Source organism: Actinospica sp., assembly GCF_035552695.1.
In the GTDB taxonomy this organism is placed as follows: Bacteria; Actinomycetota; Actinomycetes; order Streptomycetales; family Catenulisporaceae; genus Actinospica.
Map to the genome: position 1 here is coordinate 1 of NZ_DASZKT010000161.1, position 16,934 is coordinate 16,934.

Annotated in this window: 12 protein-coding genes; 8 read left to right on the top strand and 4 right to left on the bottom strand. The window is 70.1% G+C overall.

The window, feature by feature from the left end; all coding sequences use genetic code 11:
• The first annotated feature begins 815 nt into the window (after positions 1 to 815).
• The 3 genes from VG296_RS19570 (at position 816) to VG296_RS19580 (ending at position 6,020) form a co-directional block, all read left to right on the top strand.
• Positions 816 to 2,198 carry a ricin-type beta-trefoil lectin domain protein gene (locus VG296_RS19570; protein ID WP_325567614.1) on the top strand — a complete coding sequence of 461 codons (1,383 nt, stop codon included), beginning with the start codon at positions 816 to 818 and terminating at the stop codon, positions 2,196 to 2,198.
• A 115-nt stretch (positions 2,199 to 2,313) separates the two neighbouring features.
• A complete protein-coding gene (locus VG296_RS19575) occupies positions 2,314 to 4,215 on the top strand; it encodes an ABC transporter ATP-binding protein (protein ID WP_325567616.1) in 1,902 nt (633 codons plus the stop codon).
• Positions 4,212 to 6,020, top strand: a complete 1,809-nt coding sequence (locus VG296_RS19580) for an ABC transporter ATP-binding protein (RefSeq protein ID WP_325567618.1) — start codon at positions 4,212 to 4,214, stop codon at positions 6,018 to 6,020. The genes VG296_RS19575 and VG296_RS19580 overlap by 4 nt, the downstream gene beginning before the upstream one ends.
• Here VG296_RS19580 and VG296_RS19585 read toward each other — a convergent pair.
• Positions 6,011 to 6,937: an alpha/beta hydrolase gene (locus VG296_RS19585; RefSeq protein ID WP_325567620.1), complete on the bottom strand. Its 927-nt coding sequence runs from the start codon at positions 6,935 to 6,937 to the stop codon at positions 6,011 to 6,013. The genes VG296_RS19580 and VG296_RS19585 overlap by 10 nt on opposite strands.
• A 9-nt stretch (positions 6,938 to 6,946) precedes the next feature.
• Positions 6,947 to 8,179: an AAA family ATPase gene (locus VG296_RS19590; RefSeq protein WP_325567622.1), complete on the bottom strand. Its 1,233-nt coding sequence runs from the start codon at positions 8,177 to 8,179 to the stop codon at positions 6,947 to 6,949.
• Between the two features lie 148 nt (positions 8,180 to 8,327).
• On the opposite strand from VG296_RS19590, the gene VG296_RS19595 reads away from it, so the two are divergent.
• From VG296_RS19595 to VG296_RS19610, 4 genes are all read left to right on the top strand, one after another.
• Complete coding sequence (locus tag VG296_RS19595; protein ID WP_325567624.1) at positions 8,328 to 9,008, top strand: SDR family oxidoreductase; 681 nt, start codon at positions 8,328 to 8,330, stop codon at positions 9,006 to 9,008.
• A 6-nt stretch (positions 9,009 to 9,014) separates the two neighbouring features.
• Positions 9,015 to 9,920 (top strand): oxidoreductase, encoded by a 906-nt coding sequence (locus tag VG296_RS19600; RefSeq protein WP_325567626.1) that lies wholly within the window; start codon positions 9,015 to 9,017, stop codon positions 9,918 to 9,920.
• A 141-nt stretch (positions 9,921 to 10,061) separates the two neighbouring features.
• On the top strand, positions 10,062 to 11,678 hold the full coding sequence (locus VG296_RS19605) for a cellulose binding domain-containing protein (protein ID WP_325567628.1): 1,617 nt from the start codon (positions 10,062 to 10,064) through the stop codon (positions 11,676 to 11,678).
• Between the two features lie 194 nt (positions 11,679 to 11,872).
• The gene (locus VG296_RS19610) at positions 11,873 to 12,211 is read left to right on the top strand and encodes an RNA polymerase-binding protein RbpA (RefSeq protein ID WP_325567630.1); all 339 of its coding nucleotides are present in this window, start codon (positions 11,873 to 11,875) and stop codon (positions 12,209 to 12,211) included.
• Here VG296_RS19610 and VG296_RS19615 read toward each other — a convergent pair.
• Complete coding sequence (locus tag VG296_RS19615) at positions 12,208 to 12,759, bottom strand: hypothetical protein (protein ID WP_325567632.1); 552 nt, start codon at positions 12,757 to 12,759, stop codon at positions 12,208 to 12,210. The two genes, VG296_RS19610 and VG296_RS19615, sit on opposite strands and share 4 nt — an antisense overlap.
• Positions 12,760 to 13,635: 876 nt before the next feature.
• Between VG296_RS19615 and VG296_RS19620 the strand changes: the two genes are divergently transcribed.
• Positions 13,636 to 15,543 (top strand): putative Ig domain-containing protein, encoded by a 1,908-nt coding sequence (locus tag VG296_RS19620; RefSeq protein ID WP_325567634.1) that lies wholly within the window; start codon positions 13,636 to 13,638, stop codon positions 15,541 to 15,543.
• A 79-nt stretch (positions 15,544 to 15,622) separates the two neighbouring features.
• Here VG296_RS19620 and VG296_RS19625 read toward each other — a convergent pair whose 3' ends face one another.
• Complete coding sequence (locus tag VG296_RS19625; RefSeq protein WP_349259629.1) at positions 15,623 to 16,849, bottom strand: RNA polymerase sigma factor; 1,227 nt, start codon at positions 16,847 to 16,849, stop codon at positions 15,623 to 15,625.
• Positions 16,850 to 16,934: the final 85 nt, after the last annotated feature.

Sequence of the window (16,934 nt, forward strand, 5' to 3'; positions counted from 1 at the left end):
CAACTCGCGCGCACCCGCAGCGACCGCCCGCGCCGCCCCCCGTCGAACTGACCACGGCGAGAAGATCGCGGATCGCGACGGCAGTTGGGGTCTGCTGGAAGTGCTGCGGGCGCGCCCCGCCTGCGCCAAGCACCACGCTCACGCTGGCACGAATCTCTTCACGCCGCACGCTGACCGTCCTCGTCACCGATCAAAGGGCCGAGGGTGCGATCCCTTACTTGAGATCAGGACTGCGTTCTCGATTTTGACTTTGCGGACCGCAGCCCGACAGGCCGACGCAACGGGCGGGAGGGTGGGCCGGCGAAACCCCGGGAACGCCGCGAAGAGGCGCACCCGCAGCACGAGTGACATCCGAATCACGAACATGACCTCGTTCCGCATCAGGCTGCCTAGGGACTCGGCGAACGTCGCTTGACGCAGCTCTAGCTCGTGGCGCCGCTGCCGGGGATATTCCGACAGGATGTTGCTTCGCGACGGGCCGGGTGCGCCGTCGGCGGACTTCGAGGTGAAGTCGGCGTTCGACACGGGGGCGATGAAGCCCGTGAAGTCACTGCCGGATCCCGCTGCCGGATCCCACTCCGGGTCCGAGCGCCGGGTCCGCCCGCGGAAACAGCACCCTGTTCCATATCTCTGCCATAACAATCCCCTATGGTCTGGACCAGTTTGAGTAAGGAAGGTTGACTGCCCTCGGCCGCGCTGATGCAATCACTGGCACGGTCGGCCCCGCCTCGAAGCCGGAGCCAACGCGAGTACCTCCCCACCCGGCGGCGAACCCACCCGCCGTTGAGCTCGTGCCGAAGGGATCTTCAGTCAACATGTCGAAACTCCGCTCCATACTCGCCTCGCGGCGAACCGCGCTGCCGCTGGCCGCCGGGGCCGCGCTGGCGCTGGCCGCGGGCGGGCTCGCGCTCACCGCCACCTCGGCCTCCGCGGCCTCCCCGTCGTACCCCGCCCACTACGCCGCGCCGTACCTGCAGATCGCCGGCTCCGACGCCGGAGACATGGCCGCGGACTACGCCGCGACCGGCCTGAAGTACTACACGCTGGCCTTCCTCATCCCGAAGTCCGGGTGCACGCCCGAGTGGGAGGACGACGGCTCCGGCGTCGGCGCCTTCACATCGCAGATCAGCCAGATCCAGGGCGACGGCGGCAACGTGATCATCTCGTTCGGCGGCGCGGCCGGAGGCGAGGTCGCCCAGACGTGTACCAGCGTCTCCTCGCTGACCGCCGCGTATCTCAACGTGGTGAACACCTACGGCGTGAACCGCCTCGACTTCGACATCGAAGGCGGCGTGCTCTCCGACACCGCCGCGACGGCCCGGCGTGACCAGGCGTTGGCCGCGCTGCAGGCCGAGGACCCGTCCGTGCAGGTCGACTTCACCCTCGCGGTGAACCCGAACGGCCTGCCGACCGGCAGCGGATCCGAGTACGCGCTGCTGCAGGACGCCAAGTCCAAGGGCGTCAAGGTGTCGATGGTCAACATCATGACGATGGACTTCGGCGACGGCCAGAACGCGCTCAACGACGCCGAGACCGCCTCCACCGACACGGCGAGCCAGCTGGCGAGCCTGTACGGGATCTCCACGTCCGCCGCGTACAACCTGGAGGGCCTGACGCCGATCGCCGGGCAGAACGACGACAACGAGAACTTCACCATCTCGAACGCGTCCACCCTGGAGAGCTTCGCTGCCTCGAAGGGCGTCGGCGAGCTGTCCTTCTGGGAGGTCGACGGCTACGACAAGGGCACCGGGTATCAGTACTCGTCGATCTTCAACAAGATCACCGGCGGTTCGAGCGGCGGCGGTGGCGGCGCCGGCTCGACGATCGTGGGTGCGAGTTCCGGCAAGTGCCTGAGCGACACCGGCGGATCGACCACGCTCAAGACCACCGCCGACATCTACACCTGCAACGGCTCGGCGGCGCAGAACTGGACCGTGAACTCGAGCGGCACGATGGTCGACGGCAACGGCCTGTGCCTGAGCGTGAGCGGCAGCTCCACGACGTCCGGGGCCACCACTGACGTCTACACCTGTAACGGCAGCGCGCCCGAGAACTGGACCGTGAATTCGGGCGGCACCATCGTCAACAAGAACTCCGGCCTCTGCCTCAGCGTGACCGGCAGCTCCACGGCCAACAGCGCGACCGCCGACATCTACACCTGCAACGGCAGTGCCAGCGAGAACTGGACCGTCGGATAACGCACGATCAGGGCACGAAGGGTGCGGGCGGCTGGTCTGACCAGCCGCCCGCACCCTTTCGTTCCAGGCTCAGGAAAGCGTTTGCCGCACGCCGCGCCGGTGTTCCACACTCGGGGTGGCTTCGACGAGGCGGGAGCGCGGGGACGTGGCGGCGGACGTGGTTGCGGACGGGGACGACGGGAAGTTCGCGGACCCGCGGTTCGGCTGGGGCGCGCTGCGTCCGGCCGGGATGCGGGCCCTGATAGTGGAACGGCGACGCCTGCTGGCGCTGCTCGCCCACGCCGGTCGGTGGACGGTCGTCGGGTTCGTCACGGCGGCAGTGGCGCAGGTCGCCGGGGCGATCGGCGCGGCGCTGACCACCGGTTGGCTGGTCGCGTCCGCGACGACGGCGCACCGGCTGACCGCCGTGCTCCCGGCTCTGTTCGCGGCGGTGGGCGTCGTCGTCGGCGTCCAGGTCGCGATTCTCATCGGACGCGCCTGCGAGGTGGTGGCCGCGCGCCGCATCGACGGTGCGATCCGCGCGCAGGTCCGCGCGATCGCCATGGCACCGACCGGTATCGCGCACCTCGAGGACCCGGAGTTCCGCGAGGACGTCGAGCGCGCCTGCGACCTCGGCCTCGGCTGGCGCACCCGCTCGCCGGGCAACGCGGCGATCGGGCAGATCACGCTGCTGACCAGCATCGCCGGCGGGCTCGGCGCGGCGGTCGTCCTCGGTCAGCGCTTCCCGCTGCTCGCCGCCGGCCTCGTGGCGGTCTCGCTCGTCCTGCGCATGCTGGCGCGCCGGCAGTGGATGTGGCTGGTCGGCATGGAGGAGTCGCGAGCGTCCGACACGCACAAGGCCCAGTACTTCGCGCGGCTCGCTCACGAGGCGGCGCCGGCGAAGGAGGTCCGGCTCTTCGGGCTGGCCGACTGGGTGCTCGACCGGATGTATCAGGCCTATGTGACGGCTCGGGCCCCGGCCTGGGCGGCGCGCGCCTCGGTGCTGGGACGGCAGGGTCTCACGCTGACGGTCTCGAGCCTTTCCGGCGCCGCGACGATGTGGGTGCTCGGCTATTCGGGGCTGGCCGCCGGGACCGTCGCGCGCTGCGTGGCGGCGGCGTTCACGGTCATGACGTTGGCGTTCATGGGGCAGGAGTCGTTCGAGATCGACTACGGCATCGTCACAGTGCGGGCCCTGGACCGGGTGCTCGCGCGCGAGGACATGGCGGCACGGGCGTCGGCCGCACAAACTCAGGGTTCAGATACGCCGCACGTCCGGTTCGAGGATGTCTCGTTCACCTACCCCGGTGCACCGCGGCCGACGATCGACGGACTGACGCTGGAGGTCCAGCCCGGCGAGACACTGGCCATCGTGGGCGTCAACGGCGCCGGCAAGACCACCGTGATGAAGCTGCTCGCCGGGCTGTATCAGCCCACTGCGGGGCGGATCACCGTCGACGGCGCCGACCTGCGCGAGCTGGACATCGAGGCATGGCGGCGGCGGTTGACGGCGCTGTTCCAGGATTTCGTGCACTACGGGACTTCCGCCGCCGACAACGTCGCGCTCTCGGCGCCCGAATACGCCGACGACCTCTCAGGGATCGATGACGCCATCAGCGCGGCCGGCGCCGACGACATGGTCGCCGCACTGCCGGAAGGCGCGCGCACGACGCTGTGGAAGGGCGGCACCGGAGCGGTCGACCTCTCCGGCGGGCAGTGGCAGAAGCTGGCGATCGCCCGCGCGCTGTTCGCGGTCGCCCACGGACGGCGGCTGCTGGTGCTCGACGAGCCGACGGCGCACCTGGACGTCGAGGCCGAGCAGGAGTTCAACGAGCGCGTGACCACGCATGCGGGCTCGGCGTCCGTCGTCATCATCTCGCACCGGCTCTCGAACGTGCGCGGCGCCGATCGGATCGTCGTCCTCGACGGCGGACGGATCACCGAATCCGGCGACCACGATGCGCTGATGAATCACAACGGCACCTACGCACGCCTGTTCCGACTGCAGGCCGCGCGTTTCGCGGAGACGACATCATGAGAATCACGAAGCTCGGCTCGACCATCCGAACCCTGCGACACCTGCTCGCCCTCTCCTCGCGGGTGGATCGTAAGGCCACCGCCGTCACCTGGCTTCTCACGGTCCTGATCGCGGTTACGCCCACCGCCGTGGGCCTCGCGCAGCGCTGGGTCGTCGACGACGCGCGCCACTCGCACACCGGCTCCGGATGGACGTGGCTGATCCCGGCCGTCGCGCTCGGCGCCCTCGCCGCCATGATGCTCACCATCGGCGGCCGGATGCAGGGCAACCTCCGCGCCAACCTGGCCGGCAAGATGGACCTGGAGCTGATCCGCGAGGTGATGGCCGATGTCGCGGCGATCCCCGGCATCGAGCACCTGGAGCGCGCCGACCACCTCAACCGTGTGTTCCTCGCGGTGAAGGGGACCGCCGCGCTGGCCGAATACGCGTGGTCGGTGGTCCAGATGGCCACGGCCGTCATCAGCCTCACGCTCAGCGGCATCCTGCTCGCGCAGGTCGATCCGCTGCTGCTCGGGCTCGTCGCCACCACTGTTCCGGTCCTCGTCTTCGGCAATCGCGCACAGGGATGGTCGCGCGCGGCCCACGAGGCCGACGCGGAGATCACCCGGCTCGAACTGCACCTGCACGAACTGTGCCTGAATCCGAGCGCCGCGAAGGAGATCCGCATCGCCGGATCAGGACACGAACTCAGCCGCCGCGCCACCGCGCTGTGGGACGAGGCGACCCGAACCCGGCAACGCGCCCAAGTGCGCGGCGCGGCGCTGCAGGTGGCCGGCTGGGCGATCTACGCGGCGGGCCTCGGCGCCGGCATCGCGCTCGTCGCGCACCAGGTGCTGAACGGCCAGACGGCCATCGGCATGCTCGTCATGGTACTGACACTCGCCGCCCAGCTGCGGCTTCAACTCTTCCTCGTTCAGTCCAACACCGAGCGAGCCGGCGAGGCGGGCAAGGTCGCCGAGCACTACGCGTGGCTGCGCGAGTATGCCGCGACGGCCGCGCGCTCCGGCGCCGACGGCGCGCCGCCGCCCCGCCTGACCACCGGCATCACCCTCGAGGACGTCGCCTTCACCTACCCCGGCGCCTCCACCCCGGTCTTGCATTCGATCACCGCGCACTTTCCGCCGGGCACCGTCGTCGGCCTCGTCGGCATCAACGGCGCCGGGAAGACGACGCTGGTCAAGCTGCTCACCGGCCTCTACCAGCCGACGTCCGGCCAGATCGCCGTCGACGGCACGCCGCTGGCCTCCATCGCGCCTCGTGCGTGGGCGGCGGCGTCCTGCGGCGTGTTCCAGGACTTCGCAAAGTTCGAATTCCCCGCGTATCAGACCATTGGCGTCGGCGACCTGCCGCATGTCGAGGACCGCGCCGCTGTCGAGGCGGCCGTCACGCGAGCCGGCGCCGAGCACACCGTCGAACGCCTCGCCGACGGCCTCGACACACAGCTCGGCAAGGTTTTCGGCGGCGCCGAACTCTCGCACGGCCAGTGGCAGCGCCTGGCCCTGGCGCGGGCCCAGATGCGGACGGCCCCGCTGCTGCTCGTCCTCGACGAGCCGACCGCCGCCCTCGACCCGCAGGCCGAACACGACCTGTTCGACACGTTCGCCCGGCAGGCGCGCGCGGCCGGTGCGGCGACCGGCGCCGTCACCGTGCTCGTCTCGCACCGCTTCTCGACGGTGAGCATGGCCGACCAGGTGCTCGTCCTCGCCGACGGCACGATCCTGGAGACCGGCACCCACGAGGAGCTGCTGGCCTCCGGTGGCCGCTACGCCGAGCTCTACGCCGCCCAGGCCGCCGCCTACGCCTGAGTCTGGGCCCTGGCCAGCAGGTCGGCGCAGAACGCCCGGACCGCGCCGTTGACGACTCTCGGCTTCTCCCAGCACAGGAAGTGCCCGGCGTCCTTGATCCAGAACGGGCCGACCAGCCGCGGGTACGCGACCTCGCACTTGGCCTCGATGTTCTGGCCGAGGGTGACCGCGTCGGCTCCCACCATGACCATCACGGGCTGCTCGATCCTCCGGTCCTCGATGGTCGGGGTGGACGTCTGGCGGCGGCCCATCACGATCTCGTAGTCGGCGAAGGCGACGCGGAGCCGGCCGGCGTCGGCGTAGGCCAAGGTGAGCAGCTCGCGGTCGGCATCGCTGAACGCGTGGGCCGGCGCCCACAGGCGGTGGCCGAAGAACTCGGCGATGTAGCGGCGGCGGCGCGCCGGGGTGTTGAGCATGTCGAGCAGGTCGTCGGCGTGCAGACCCTGGTTGATCTGGTAGTCGTAGAGGACCTTGCGACCGGAGCCCCGGGTCGCGGTGATGCCGGCGGCCGCGTAGTCCCCGCGCAGGTCGGGCGTGGTGCCATCGAGGAGCACGACGCGGTCGACCCGGCCGGGGAACCGGTTGGCGAAGTCTAGGGTGGTCGCAGCACCGAGATCGTGCGCGACGACGACCGCCTTGGCCCAGCCCAGCGCGTCCATGAGCTCGGCCAGATCGGTGCTGAACGCGGCGATGTCGTAGACGTCGTCGGCGACGAAGTCGGACTGGCCGTAGCCTCGCAGATCGGGAGCGGCGACGTCGAAGCCCGCCGCGGCGAGCGGGCCGATGTTGCGCGACCAGATCAGGCTCGTGCACGGAAAGCCGTGGATGAGCAGCAGCGGAACCCCGCCGTGCCCGGCGCGGCGCACCGCGAGCCGGTGGGTCCCGCCGATCTGGATCATCTCGATGGGCTCAGTCATGACTTCAGACTATGCTTCCGTGCCAGGCTGGAGTCGGCGGATGGCTGGGATCCAGGCGGCAGGCCCGCGAGAAGGGGCGGCACGCGATGGACGACTCGCAGGTGGCGCGGCTGGCGCTCGACGCGGTCCGCACCGCGGCCAGACTCGCGGAGCGGGAGACCAGGCGGCCGCGCGCCGATGCAGTTCCCGCACGTCATCCGGCAGGAGTCGGCGCAGCTCCAGCCGCAACAGGTCGGCGAACAGATGGTGGTACCGGAACCAGGTCCGGTTCGGATCAAGCGAGACGACGAATGCGTTCGCGTCCTCGAGCTCAAGCAGAATGCGCTCGGACCCGGTACCACCCGTGAGCAGGTCTGCGAGTTCGCCGCTGACGCGCTCGAGGATCGAGGTTCGCAGCAGCAGGTTCTGCACGTGCTCGGGCCGGCGGTCGAGCATCTCCGCGAGCAGGTACTCCGCGACGGTGCGGTTGTTGCCGGTGAACTCGGCCACGAAGCGTTCCGGGTCCGGATGACCGGTCAGCGAGATCACCGCGAGCCGCAGACCAGCGGCCCAGCCCTCGGTGCGCTCGTACAGCCGGGTCACCGCCGCGTCCGAGAGCCCGATGCCCGCGACGCCGAGCAGCGCGCGGGTCTCGTCCAGCGTGAATCGCAGGTCCGCCTCGCGCAGTTCGGCCAGTTCGCCGGTCAGACGCAGGTGGTGCAGCCGCAGCGGCAGATCGCGGCGCGTCGCGAGGATCGCGTGGACGTCCTGGGGCAGGTTCGCCAGCAGACGGGTCAGCTCGACGAAGGTCTCCGGCGAGTCGAGTTCGTGGACGTCGTCGATGACGAGGTCGATACGGCCGGTCCGGCAGGCCAACTCGGCGAGGATGCGGTCCACCATCGCCCCCGCCATCGCCGCGCCGTGCATATCCGGTGACGCCGCCTGCGGTGCGGCATCGGCGGGATCATCCGACAGACGGCGAACGGAGTTCAGCAGCGCCAGCCAGAACAACTGGGCATCCTGCTTATCGCGCTGCACCTGCACCATCGCCAGCCCGTGCGCTCGACCCCGGCGCTCGGCCCAGGCCCGCAGGAGCGTCGACTTCCCGCTCCCGGCAGGCGCCGTGACAACGGCCACCTTTCCCGCCGCGGCCCGGTCGAGCGCGGCAAGCAGTTCTTCGCGGTCGATGAGCCGCAGCCGGCCGGCGCTCTCCGGCGCGTGCTGGCAGGCCTCGTCCGATGACTGTTCCTTCGCTCCCGACACAGCTCTCTCGGTATCAGCCGTGTGGCATGAATGTCAACGAGGCGAAGAATCACTAGGTTCGGGTGAGGCGCGCTCACCAGGCCCGATGTGAGCGTCAACAGCGTAACGACACGAATCATGTGCGCGGTGAAGACAACGGAGGCGGATGATGACCGATCGACTGGCAGTGGTGGCCGGTGCGGGTGGACCGCTCGGCCGGGCGGTGGCGGTGAAGCTGGTCGGCACGGGATACACCGTCGTCGGGATCGACCGCAGCGAGGAGCGAATGCGTCAGCTGCCCGACGGCATCCGCCACCTGGTCGGCGACCCGACCGATCCGAGCGTGTCGAAGACGCTGATCGACCGCGTAGCCGCCGAGGCCGGACCCCCGGACGTACTGGTGAACACGATCGGCGCGTTCGCCCTCGGGGACGCGCTCGCCGCGACGCCCGATGACCTGCGGCGGATGATGGATGTCAACGCCGGGGCCGCGCTGTGGCTGACCCAAGCCGTCGCGCCGCACATGCGTGATCGCGGATCCGGCTCCATCGTGCACGTCACCTCCCGCCCGGCACTCGAACCGACCGCGGGCATGGCCGCCTACGGCCTGAGCAAGGCCGCCCTGAGCCAGCTCGTCAGGATCCTGGACCTGGAGTTGCGTCCGCGGGGCATCCGGGTGAACGCGGTCGCGCCGCAGCTGATCGACACCCCGAAGAACCGGGAGTTCCTCCCGCCGGAGGCGATGGCGCGCGCGGTCACGCCCGAGGCGATCGCCGAGGTGATCGCCTTCCTGGCCGGCGACGCCTCGGCACCGGTCAGCGGCGCGGTGCTGCCCGCATACGGAGCCTGATTCACCATGTCAGAGCAGTCACAGCCGTCACAGCACACGTACCCGATCGACGCCGCCGGATCGTATCCACTCGGCAGTCGGCAGGTGCGCCGGGTCGGATACGGCGCGATGCAACTGGCCGGCGACAACGTCTTCGGCCCGCCGCGCGACCGCGACGAAGCCCTCGCCGTGCTGCGCACCGCGGTGCAGGCGGGCGTCAACCACATCGACACCGCGGAGTTCTACGGTCCGCGCGTCGTGAACGAGCTCATCCGTGAGGCGCTGCACCCGTACCCGGCCGACCTGGCGATCGTCAGCAAGGTCGGAGCCCGCCGGGACACGCGCGGTGCGGTGCTGCCGTTCGACGAGCCCGACGAGTTGCGTCAGGGCATCGAGCAGAACCTCGCCACCCTCGACGTCGACCGCCTGGCCGCCGTCAACCTGCGCCTGATGGACGGATCGTCCGCCGACGCGTGGTTCGACGCCCAGCTCGCCTCCCTGATCCGGGCCCGCGACGAGGGACTGATCGACGGGGTCGGGCTCAGCAACGTCTCCCTGGAGCAGCTGCTCAGAGCCGTCGAGCAGACCGAGATCGTCTGCGTGCAGAACTGGTTCAACCTCGCGGATCAGCGTTCGCCCGAAGTACTCGAAGAGTGCGCGCGCCGCGGGATCGCGTTCGCTCCCTTCTTCCCGCTCGGCTATCCCCGGAGCGCGCGCACCCAGACCCTTGGCAACCCCGTACTCACGTCGGTGGCAGCGCGGCTGAAGGCGACCCCGGCCCAGATCGCGCTGGCCTGGCTGCTCGATCGCGCCCCGAACGTCCTCCTCATTCCCGGTACGCGAACCCGCGCCCACCTCTCCGAGAACCTCGGCGCCGCCATCGTCGAGCTCGACGACGAGGCCCGCGAACACCTTTCGCGGATGAACGGATGAACCCGGGCCTCTGGACGCCTTGACGCGGCGCATGGTTTAGACCAATCTGCAAAGCAGCGCGATACCCCACTCGCGACAACCCATGATCTTCCAGCCCTGCGACGCCTGGTTGCGCCGCCATGCCCTGAAGGAGGGCACGCCATGCGGCATATCCCGGCATACCTCGCGGCGCTCGTCATGATCAGCGGTTCGGCCGCGGCGGCAAGCGGCGGCGCGGCGAACGCGGCCGCGCTGACCGGGCTGATCGCCACCTACTCGAGCGCGCAGAACTGGGGTTCCGGCTTCGAGGGCGACTACAGCATCACCAATGACACCAACGCGACCGTCAGCAGTTGGTCGCTGACATTCGACCTGCCCACCAACGAGACGGTCACCAGCGCCTGGAACGGCACCCTGACCGCCTCCGGCACGCACTACACGATCACCTCGCCGACCTGGGCGTCCCCGCTGGCTCCTGGTGCCTCGGCCGCGGCGGTCGGCTTCGACGTGAACACCTCGGGCGCCGTCACCGCGCCGGCCAATTGCCTGATCAACAACGCACCCTGCCAAGGCACGCCGGCCGACACCACCCCGCCCTCCACGCCGACCGGCCTGAAGGTGAGCGGCACGGGACCGGGCAGCATATCCCTGGCCTGGACCGCCTCGACCGACAACGTCGGAGTGACCGGCTACCGCGTCTATGAGGGCACGACCGTGGCCGCGACCAGCACCGGCCCGGCCGTGGCCGTCAGTGGTCTGCTGGCCGGCAGCAGCCACACCTTCACCGTGACCGCGTTCGACGCCGCGGGCAACGAATCCGGCCACAGCGGCGCGGTCACCGCCGCCGCGGGCAGCGGCACCGCGCCGGGCATCGCAGCCCCCTACGTCGACCTCGGCGCCTGGCCCACCCCGAGCCTGCCCCAGCTCGCCACGGCCACCGGCCTCAAGGACTTCTCGCTCGGCTTCATCATCAACGGCTCCACCGCCTGCACCGCCAGCTGGTTCGGCGCCTACGACCCCGCGACCGGCTGGGACAAGGCCGACTTCGACGCGATCCGCGCCGCCGGCGGCGACATCCAGCCCTCCTTCGGCGGGGAGAACGGCACCGAGCTCGCGCAGTCCTGCACCGACGTGCCGAGCCTGACGGCCCAGTACCAGAAGGTCGTCGACGCGTACGGCCTGGACCGGATCGACTTCGACATCGAGGGCGCCGCCGTGGCCGACCACGCCTCGGTCGACCGCCGTTCCGCCGCCATCGCCGCGGTCCAGGCCGCGCAGGCCGCCAAGGGCCGCGACCTGAAGGTCACGCTCACCCTGCCGGTGCTGCCCACCGGCCTCACCGCGGACGGCTTGTACGTGCTGCAGTCCGCCCACTCGCACGGGGTGAAGGTGGCCGCGGTCAACGGCATGGCCATGGACTTCGGCGACTCGACCGCACCGAACCCGTCCGGCAAGATGGGCGCCTACGCGATCCAGTCCGCCCAGTCGGTCCGCGCCCAGATCGCCTCGGTCTGGACCGGACTGAGCACCGCCCAGACCTGGGCGATGGTCGGAGTCACTCCCATGATCGGCCAGAATGACGAGTCCGACGAGGTATTCGGCCTCTCCGACGCTCAGCAGCTGATCACCTTCGCCGACCAGAACCACCTCGCCGAACTCGCCTTCTGGGCCGTGACCCGCGACCAGGCCTGCGCGAACGGCGGCGGCCTGTCCACCTGCACCGAGATCAGCCAGAGCCCCTACCAGTTCTCGACCATGTTCGCCGGCTTCACCGGGTGACCGCGCCGGCACCCTCCGGCACACGATCGAGTCGGATTAGGCGCCGGAGAACAACGATTGACCATCGCATTGGCGCTATCGGCCGAAGGCGACCGTAGACTGGGCTTTCCCGCGGCCGCAGATCCTGCGGCCATGGGTACCGCAGATGAGCCGACGCTCGACGCCGGGGATTCGTGATCTAGGAGTTGGTCGGCTTGGCACGAGGTAGTCGGATTCGCGGGACGCGCATCGGCGCCGGCCCCATGGGCGCGGACGATCGAGGCGAGCCGGCCGAGCGCACCCGGATCACCTATTTCTGCTCGCAGGGCCACCAGAGCAGGCCGATCTTCTCGCTCCAGGCGCAGATTCCGGAACTCTGGGAATGCGCCCGGTGCAGCCAGCCGGCGGGCCAGGACCGGGACAACCCGCCCGCGGCCGGTTTCGTCGCGCCCTACAAGACGCACCTGGCGTACGTCCGGGAACGTCGCAGCGACGCCGACGCCGAGCGTCTGCTGAACGAGGCGCTGGCCAAGCTGCGCAACGAAACCCCTTAAGCAGGGCGTGCGGGTCGGCGGTTGCGGACGAGCCGTCGCAGGATCGGGAGGCCGGCGAAGACCGTGCCTCCGGCGGCCACGATCCCGATGCCGATGTCGACCGAGACACGGCCCTGCTTGGCCCAGTAGACGTCCTGCAGGTCCAGCAGCAGTGCGAATTCGTCGACGATCAGCGCGAGACCGGTGCCGTAGCTGAGCGCGACGGCGGGATGGCGCCGCCTCTCGTCGGACCCGCGGACGGCGATCGCCCCGACGCCGCCCAGCATCGCGATTCCCCAGAGATAGTGGTGCAGATGGGTGGATCCGGCTGAGACGTTGTGGAACGGGCCCTTGCCGCTGCGGATGCTGTAGGTGATCCCTCGGACCGCCGCGAACGTCCCGGTGAAGCCGCCCCAGGAGAGCAGTGCCGCGCGCTCGGAGGGCCCGAGTTCCTCCAGGTAGGCGCGGTGCACCTCCTTGTGGAAGTCGACGACCTTCGCCGCGGGGGTGCCGCCGGAGTCGGCGGAACCGGCTCCGGCTCGGTGGACGAGTCTCTCGGCCGGCTTCATGGACCCCACTTGCCCCATGAATGGCGATTCCACACCGCCGAGCGCCAGCCGTTGCGGGCGAGCGCGAGGCCTTGCGGGCGTGCGCGAGGCGGGCGGCCCGGGCCAGGTCGAGGTCCGTCGTCTCGGGCGCCGGGAACTGCGAGACGATCGCCCCGAGCGCGAGCACCGCGGCGCCGATCCGGCTCATCGCCGAGATCACGGCGACCAACGCGCTGCTCGACAGAGTCCAGCGCCATCCTTCGTGCACGTGAGGATCGGGGCGCCGATCGCGTACTCGCCGCCGATCGCGATGCCCATGATCGGCCGGACGGTGAACAGTTCCGCCCGTCCACGGAATCGGCCACGCCCTCACCGCGCACACCGGCACCCCACACGGAGTGGCACTCCCCTCGCCTGCCGGACGAGGGCCAGGTGCTCGAACTGCTGGGCTCCGTGCGCTGAAGAAAGTTGGGTCGACCACCAAATTCTCATTTGATCTTAACAGGATCTTAAGTGTCCGCCGGTATTGACCCGCACCATCGCGCGCCACTAGTTTCCCCAGGAGCGTGCAGCAGCCGGACCGAACCCAACGCGTCACAGGGGCGAGGTGCTGCACGAGCGCACACCCCCGCTGGGTTTCCAACGGGCAGTCCCACGAATCAGTTCACGGTGATGCCGGAATTCCCACCGGTGCGTCGGCCTGTGCCCGCATCGTTTTTCGGCGCCGTGGGCGAAGCGCACGAGTCGCACCACCGCGCAACCCGCACCTGGTAATCGCACGACGGGCACCTCAGGCCGCGTCGCGGTAATCCCGCACGCCCCGAAGAGCGTGCCCGAATGTCAATGCACCGACACGTCACCGCGTGACGGTGCCTTTTCGCGATCGAGGGGAAACACGTGATCCACCTGCCCATACCCAACCGCCACAGCCGTGGCGCGCGAGTCACGCTGGCGGCTGCCGCCGGCTTCGCGCTCGTCACCGGCATAACGCTGGCCGCGACCGCCCCGGCCTCGGCCAGCACCCCGAGCCGCGCGGCGAGCACCTCCGCCAACCCGTACTCGCCCGCCTACCAGCACCCGTACCGGCACGGCGTCATCCCGACCGTCGGTCAGAACGCGAAGATGAACGCCTGGGCGAACAGCCACGCGGCCTCCCCGGCCGTGGCGACCGGCCCGGAGACGCTGTCCTACGGCGGCGGCATCGACGGCATCGGCGTCAACAGCGGCCACGCGAAGGTCTACCTGGTGTTCTACGGTTCCCAGTGGGGCACCGAGGGCACCGACGGCAACGGCAACGCCACCTTCTCCGGCGACCCGGACGGCGGCGCTCCGGACGCGCAGCAGATGTTCAAGGGCATCGGCACCGGCAACGAGCTGTGGTCCGCCGACCTGACCCAGTGGTGCGACGGGCCGAACGTCTCGACGGGCGCCACCAGCTGCCCCTCGAACGCGAACTTCGTCCCGTACCAGAGCGGCGGCGTGCTGTCCGGCGTCTGGTACGACAACTCGGCGGCCTCCCCGAGCGCGGCCAGCGGCCACCAGCTCGGCCAGGAGGCGGTCAACGCGGCCGGCCACTTCGGCAACACCTCGGCCGCCGCGAACCGCAACGCCTACTACGTGATCCTCTCTCCACACAACACCAACCCGGACAACTACCAGGGCCAGTACTGCGCGTGGCACGACTACAACGGTGACAGCTCCCTGACGGGCGGCGCGGTCACCTCGCCCTACGGCGACGTCGCGTTCAGCAACCAGCCGTACAACATGGACTCCGGCTCGGGCTGCGGCGTGGGTTTCGTCAACTCGCCCGGAACGCTCGACGGCTGGACCATCACCATGGGCCACGAGTGGCACGAGATGATGTCGGACCAGAACCCGGCCGGCGGCTGGACCAACAACACCGGCAGCTCGTACCAGGGCCAGGAGAACTCGGATGAGTGCGCCTGGATCAGCCCCGGCACGACCGGCGGCGCGGCGAACGTCACCATGGGCAACGGCACCTACTCCGAGCAGGCCAGCTGGTCCAACGACACCAACGCGTGCTCCATCTCGCACCCGATCGTGAACCACGGCACCGGTGGCAACACGGTCACCGTCGGCGGCCAGTCCGCGCAGTCCTGGACGGTCGGCACGGCCGCCTCGCTGCAGATGAGCGCGACCGACTCGGCCTCCGGCCAGAGCTTCACCTGGTCGGCCAGCGGCCTGCCCGCCGGGCTCTCGATCGGCTCGAGCACCGGCCTGATCTCCGGCACCCCGAGCGCCTCTGGTTCCGGCAGCGCGACGGTGACCGCGACGGACACCACCGGAGCGGCCGGCTCGACGACCGTGTCCTGGACCGTGACCGGCAGCGGTGGCGGCGGTGGCGGCAACGCCATCACCAACGGCGGTTTCGAGACGGGCAGCCTGTCCGGTTGGACGGCCTCCGGAGTCACCTCGGTCACGACCTCGGGCGTGCACTCCGGCAGCTACGCGGCGGAGCTGGGCAACACCAACCCCAGCAACACCTCCACCATCAAGCAGACCTTCACCGCGGCTTCCGGCAACACGACGCTGACCTTCTGGTACGACGTCACCTGCCCCGACACCGTGACCTACGACTGGGCCACGGCCACCCTCAAGAACAACACCACCGGCACGACCGCGACGGTGCTGCCCAAGACGTGCGTGAACCCGACGTCCGGCTGGAAGCAGGTCACGTCGTCGATCACGGCCGGCGACAGCTACACCCTCACCCTCACCAGCAAGGACGACAACTACCCCGGCGACCCGACGTACACCAAGTACGACGACGTCTCCACGTCCTGACAGGCAAGTGACAGGCAAGTGACAGGCAGTAAGGCATAGGCCGGAGGCCGCCCCCTCTTTCGAGCGGGCGGCCTCCTCGCTATCCCAATTGGTCGCGGCGGCGCGTCAGGTAGGCGATCTCGCCGGTGTTGCCCGCCAGATCGATGGCCTTGTCATAGGCCGCGCGCGACTGCCGGCTGCGGCCCAGCCGGCGCAGCAGGTCGGCGCGCGTCGCGTGGTAGATGTGGTAGCCCGCCAGCTTGTCCTCGAGACGGTCGACGGTTGCCAACGCCACCTCCGCGCCGTCGAGTTCGGCGACCGCGATGGCCCGGTTGAGCGCGACGATCGGTGAGGGGTCGAGCCGGACGAGCTGGTCGTAGAGGGCGACGACCTGCGCCCAGTCGGTGTCGCGCACGTCGCGGGCGGAAGTGTGCACGGCGTTGATCGCGGCGAGAATCTGGTACGGGCCCGGAGCCACACCGGCGGCCAGTCGCTCGCGTACCAGCCGGTGGCCCTCGGCGATCAGCGCCGCGTCCCAGGCGCCGCGGTCCTGCTGATCGAGCGGGACCAGTTCGCCGCTGCCCGAGACCCGGGCGGTGCGGCGGGCCTCGATCAGCAGCATCAGCGCCAGCAACCCGGCCACCTCACCGTCGGCCGGCAGCAGGGCACGGATGAGGCGGGTCAGCCGGATCGCCTCGGCGGTCAGTTCGTGGCGCACGAGGTCGGTGTCGGGGCCGGTCGCCAGGTAGCCCTCGTTGAAGACGAGGTAGAGAACGGCCAGCACGCCGGAGACGCGTGCCGGGAGGTCCTCCGCGGACGGCACCCGATACGGGATGCGAGCCGCCTTGATCTTGGCCTTCGCGCGGGTGATCCGCTGGCCCATGGCGGTCTCGGCGACCAGGAAGGCGCGGGCGATCTCGGTCACGGTCAGGCCGCCGACCATGCGCAGCGTCAGCGCCACCCGGGTCTCCAACGCCAGCGCCGGGTGGCAGCAGGTGAAGATCAGCCGGAGCCGCTCGTCCTCGATGGCGCCGAGAGGCTCGGGCGGGTCGTCGTCGTACAACAGCTGAGCCTCCTTCTGCTTGTCGTCGCGTTTGTTCTCGCGCCGGATCCGGTCGATCGCCTTGCGGTTGGCGGTGGTGGTCAGCCAGGCGCCGGGCTTCGGCGGCACGCCGTCGGCCGGCCACCGCTCGACGGCGGTCGCGAACGCCTCGGCCGCCGCCTCCTCGGCGATGTCCAGATCGCCGAAGCGTCTGGTCAGCACCGCGACAACCCGCGCCCACTCCTCTCGGTGGGCACGGGTCACCGCCTGCCGGACGTCGATCACGCTCACAGGAACGGCCGCACCTCGGTTTTCCGGTTGCAGGCCTTCGACCCCTCGGCCGCCAGCTTGAGCGCCACATCGAGGTCGG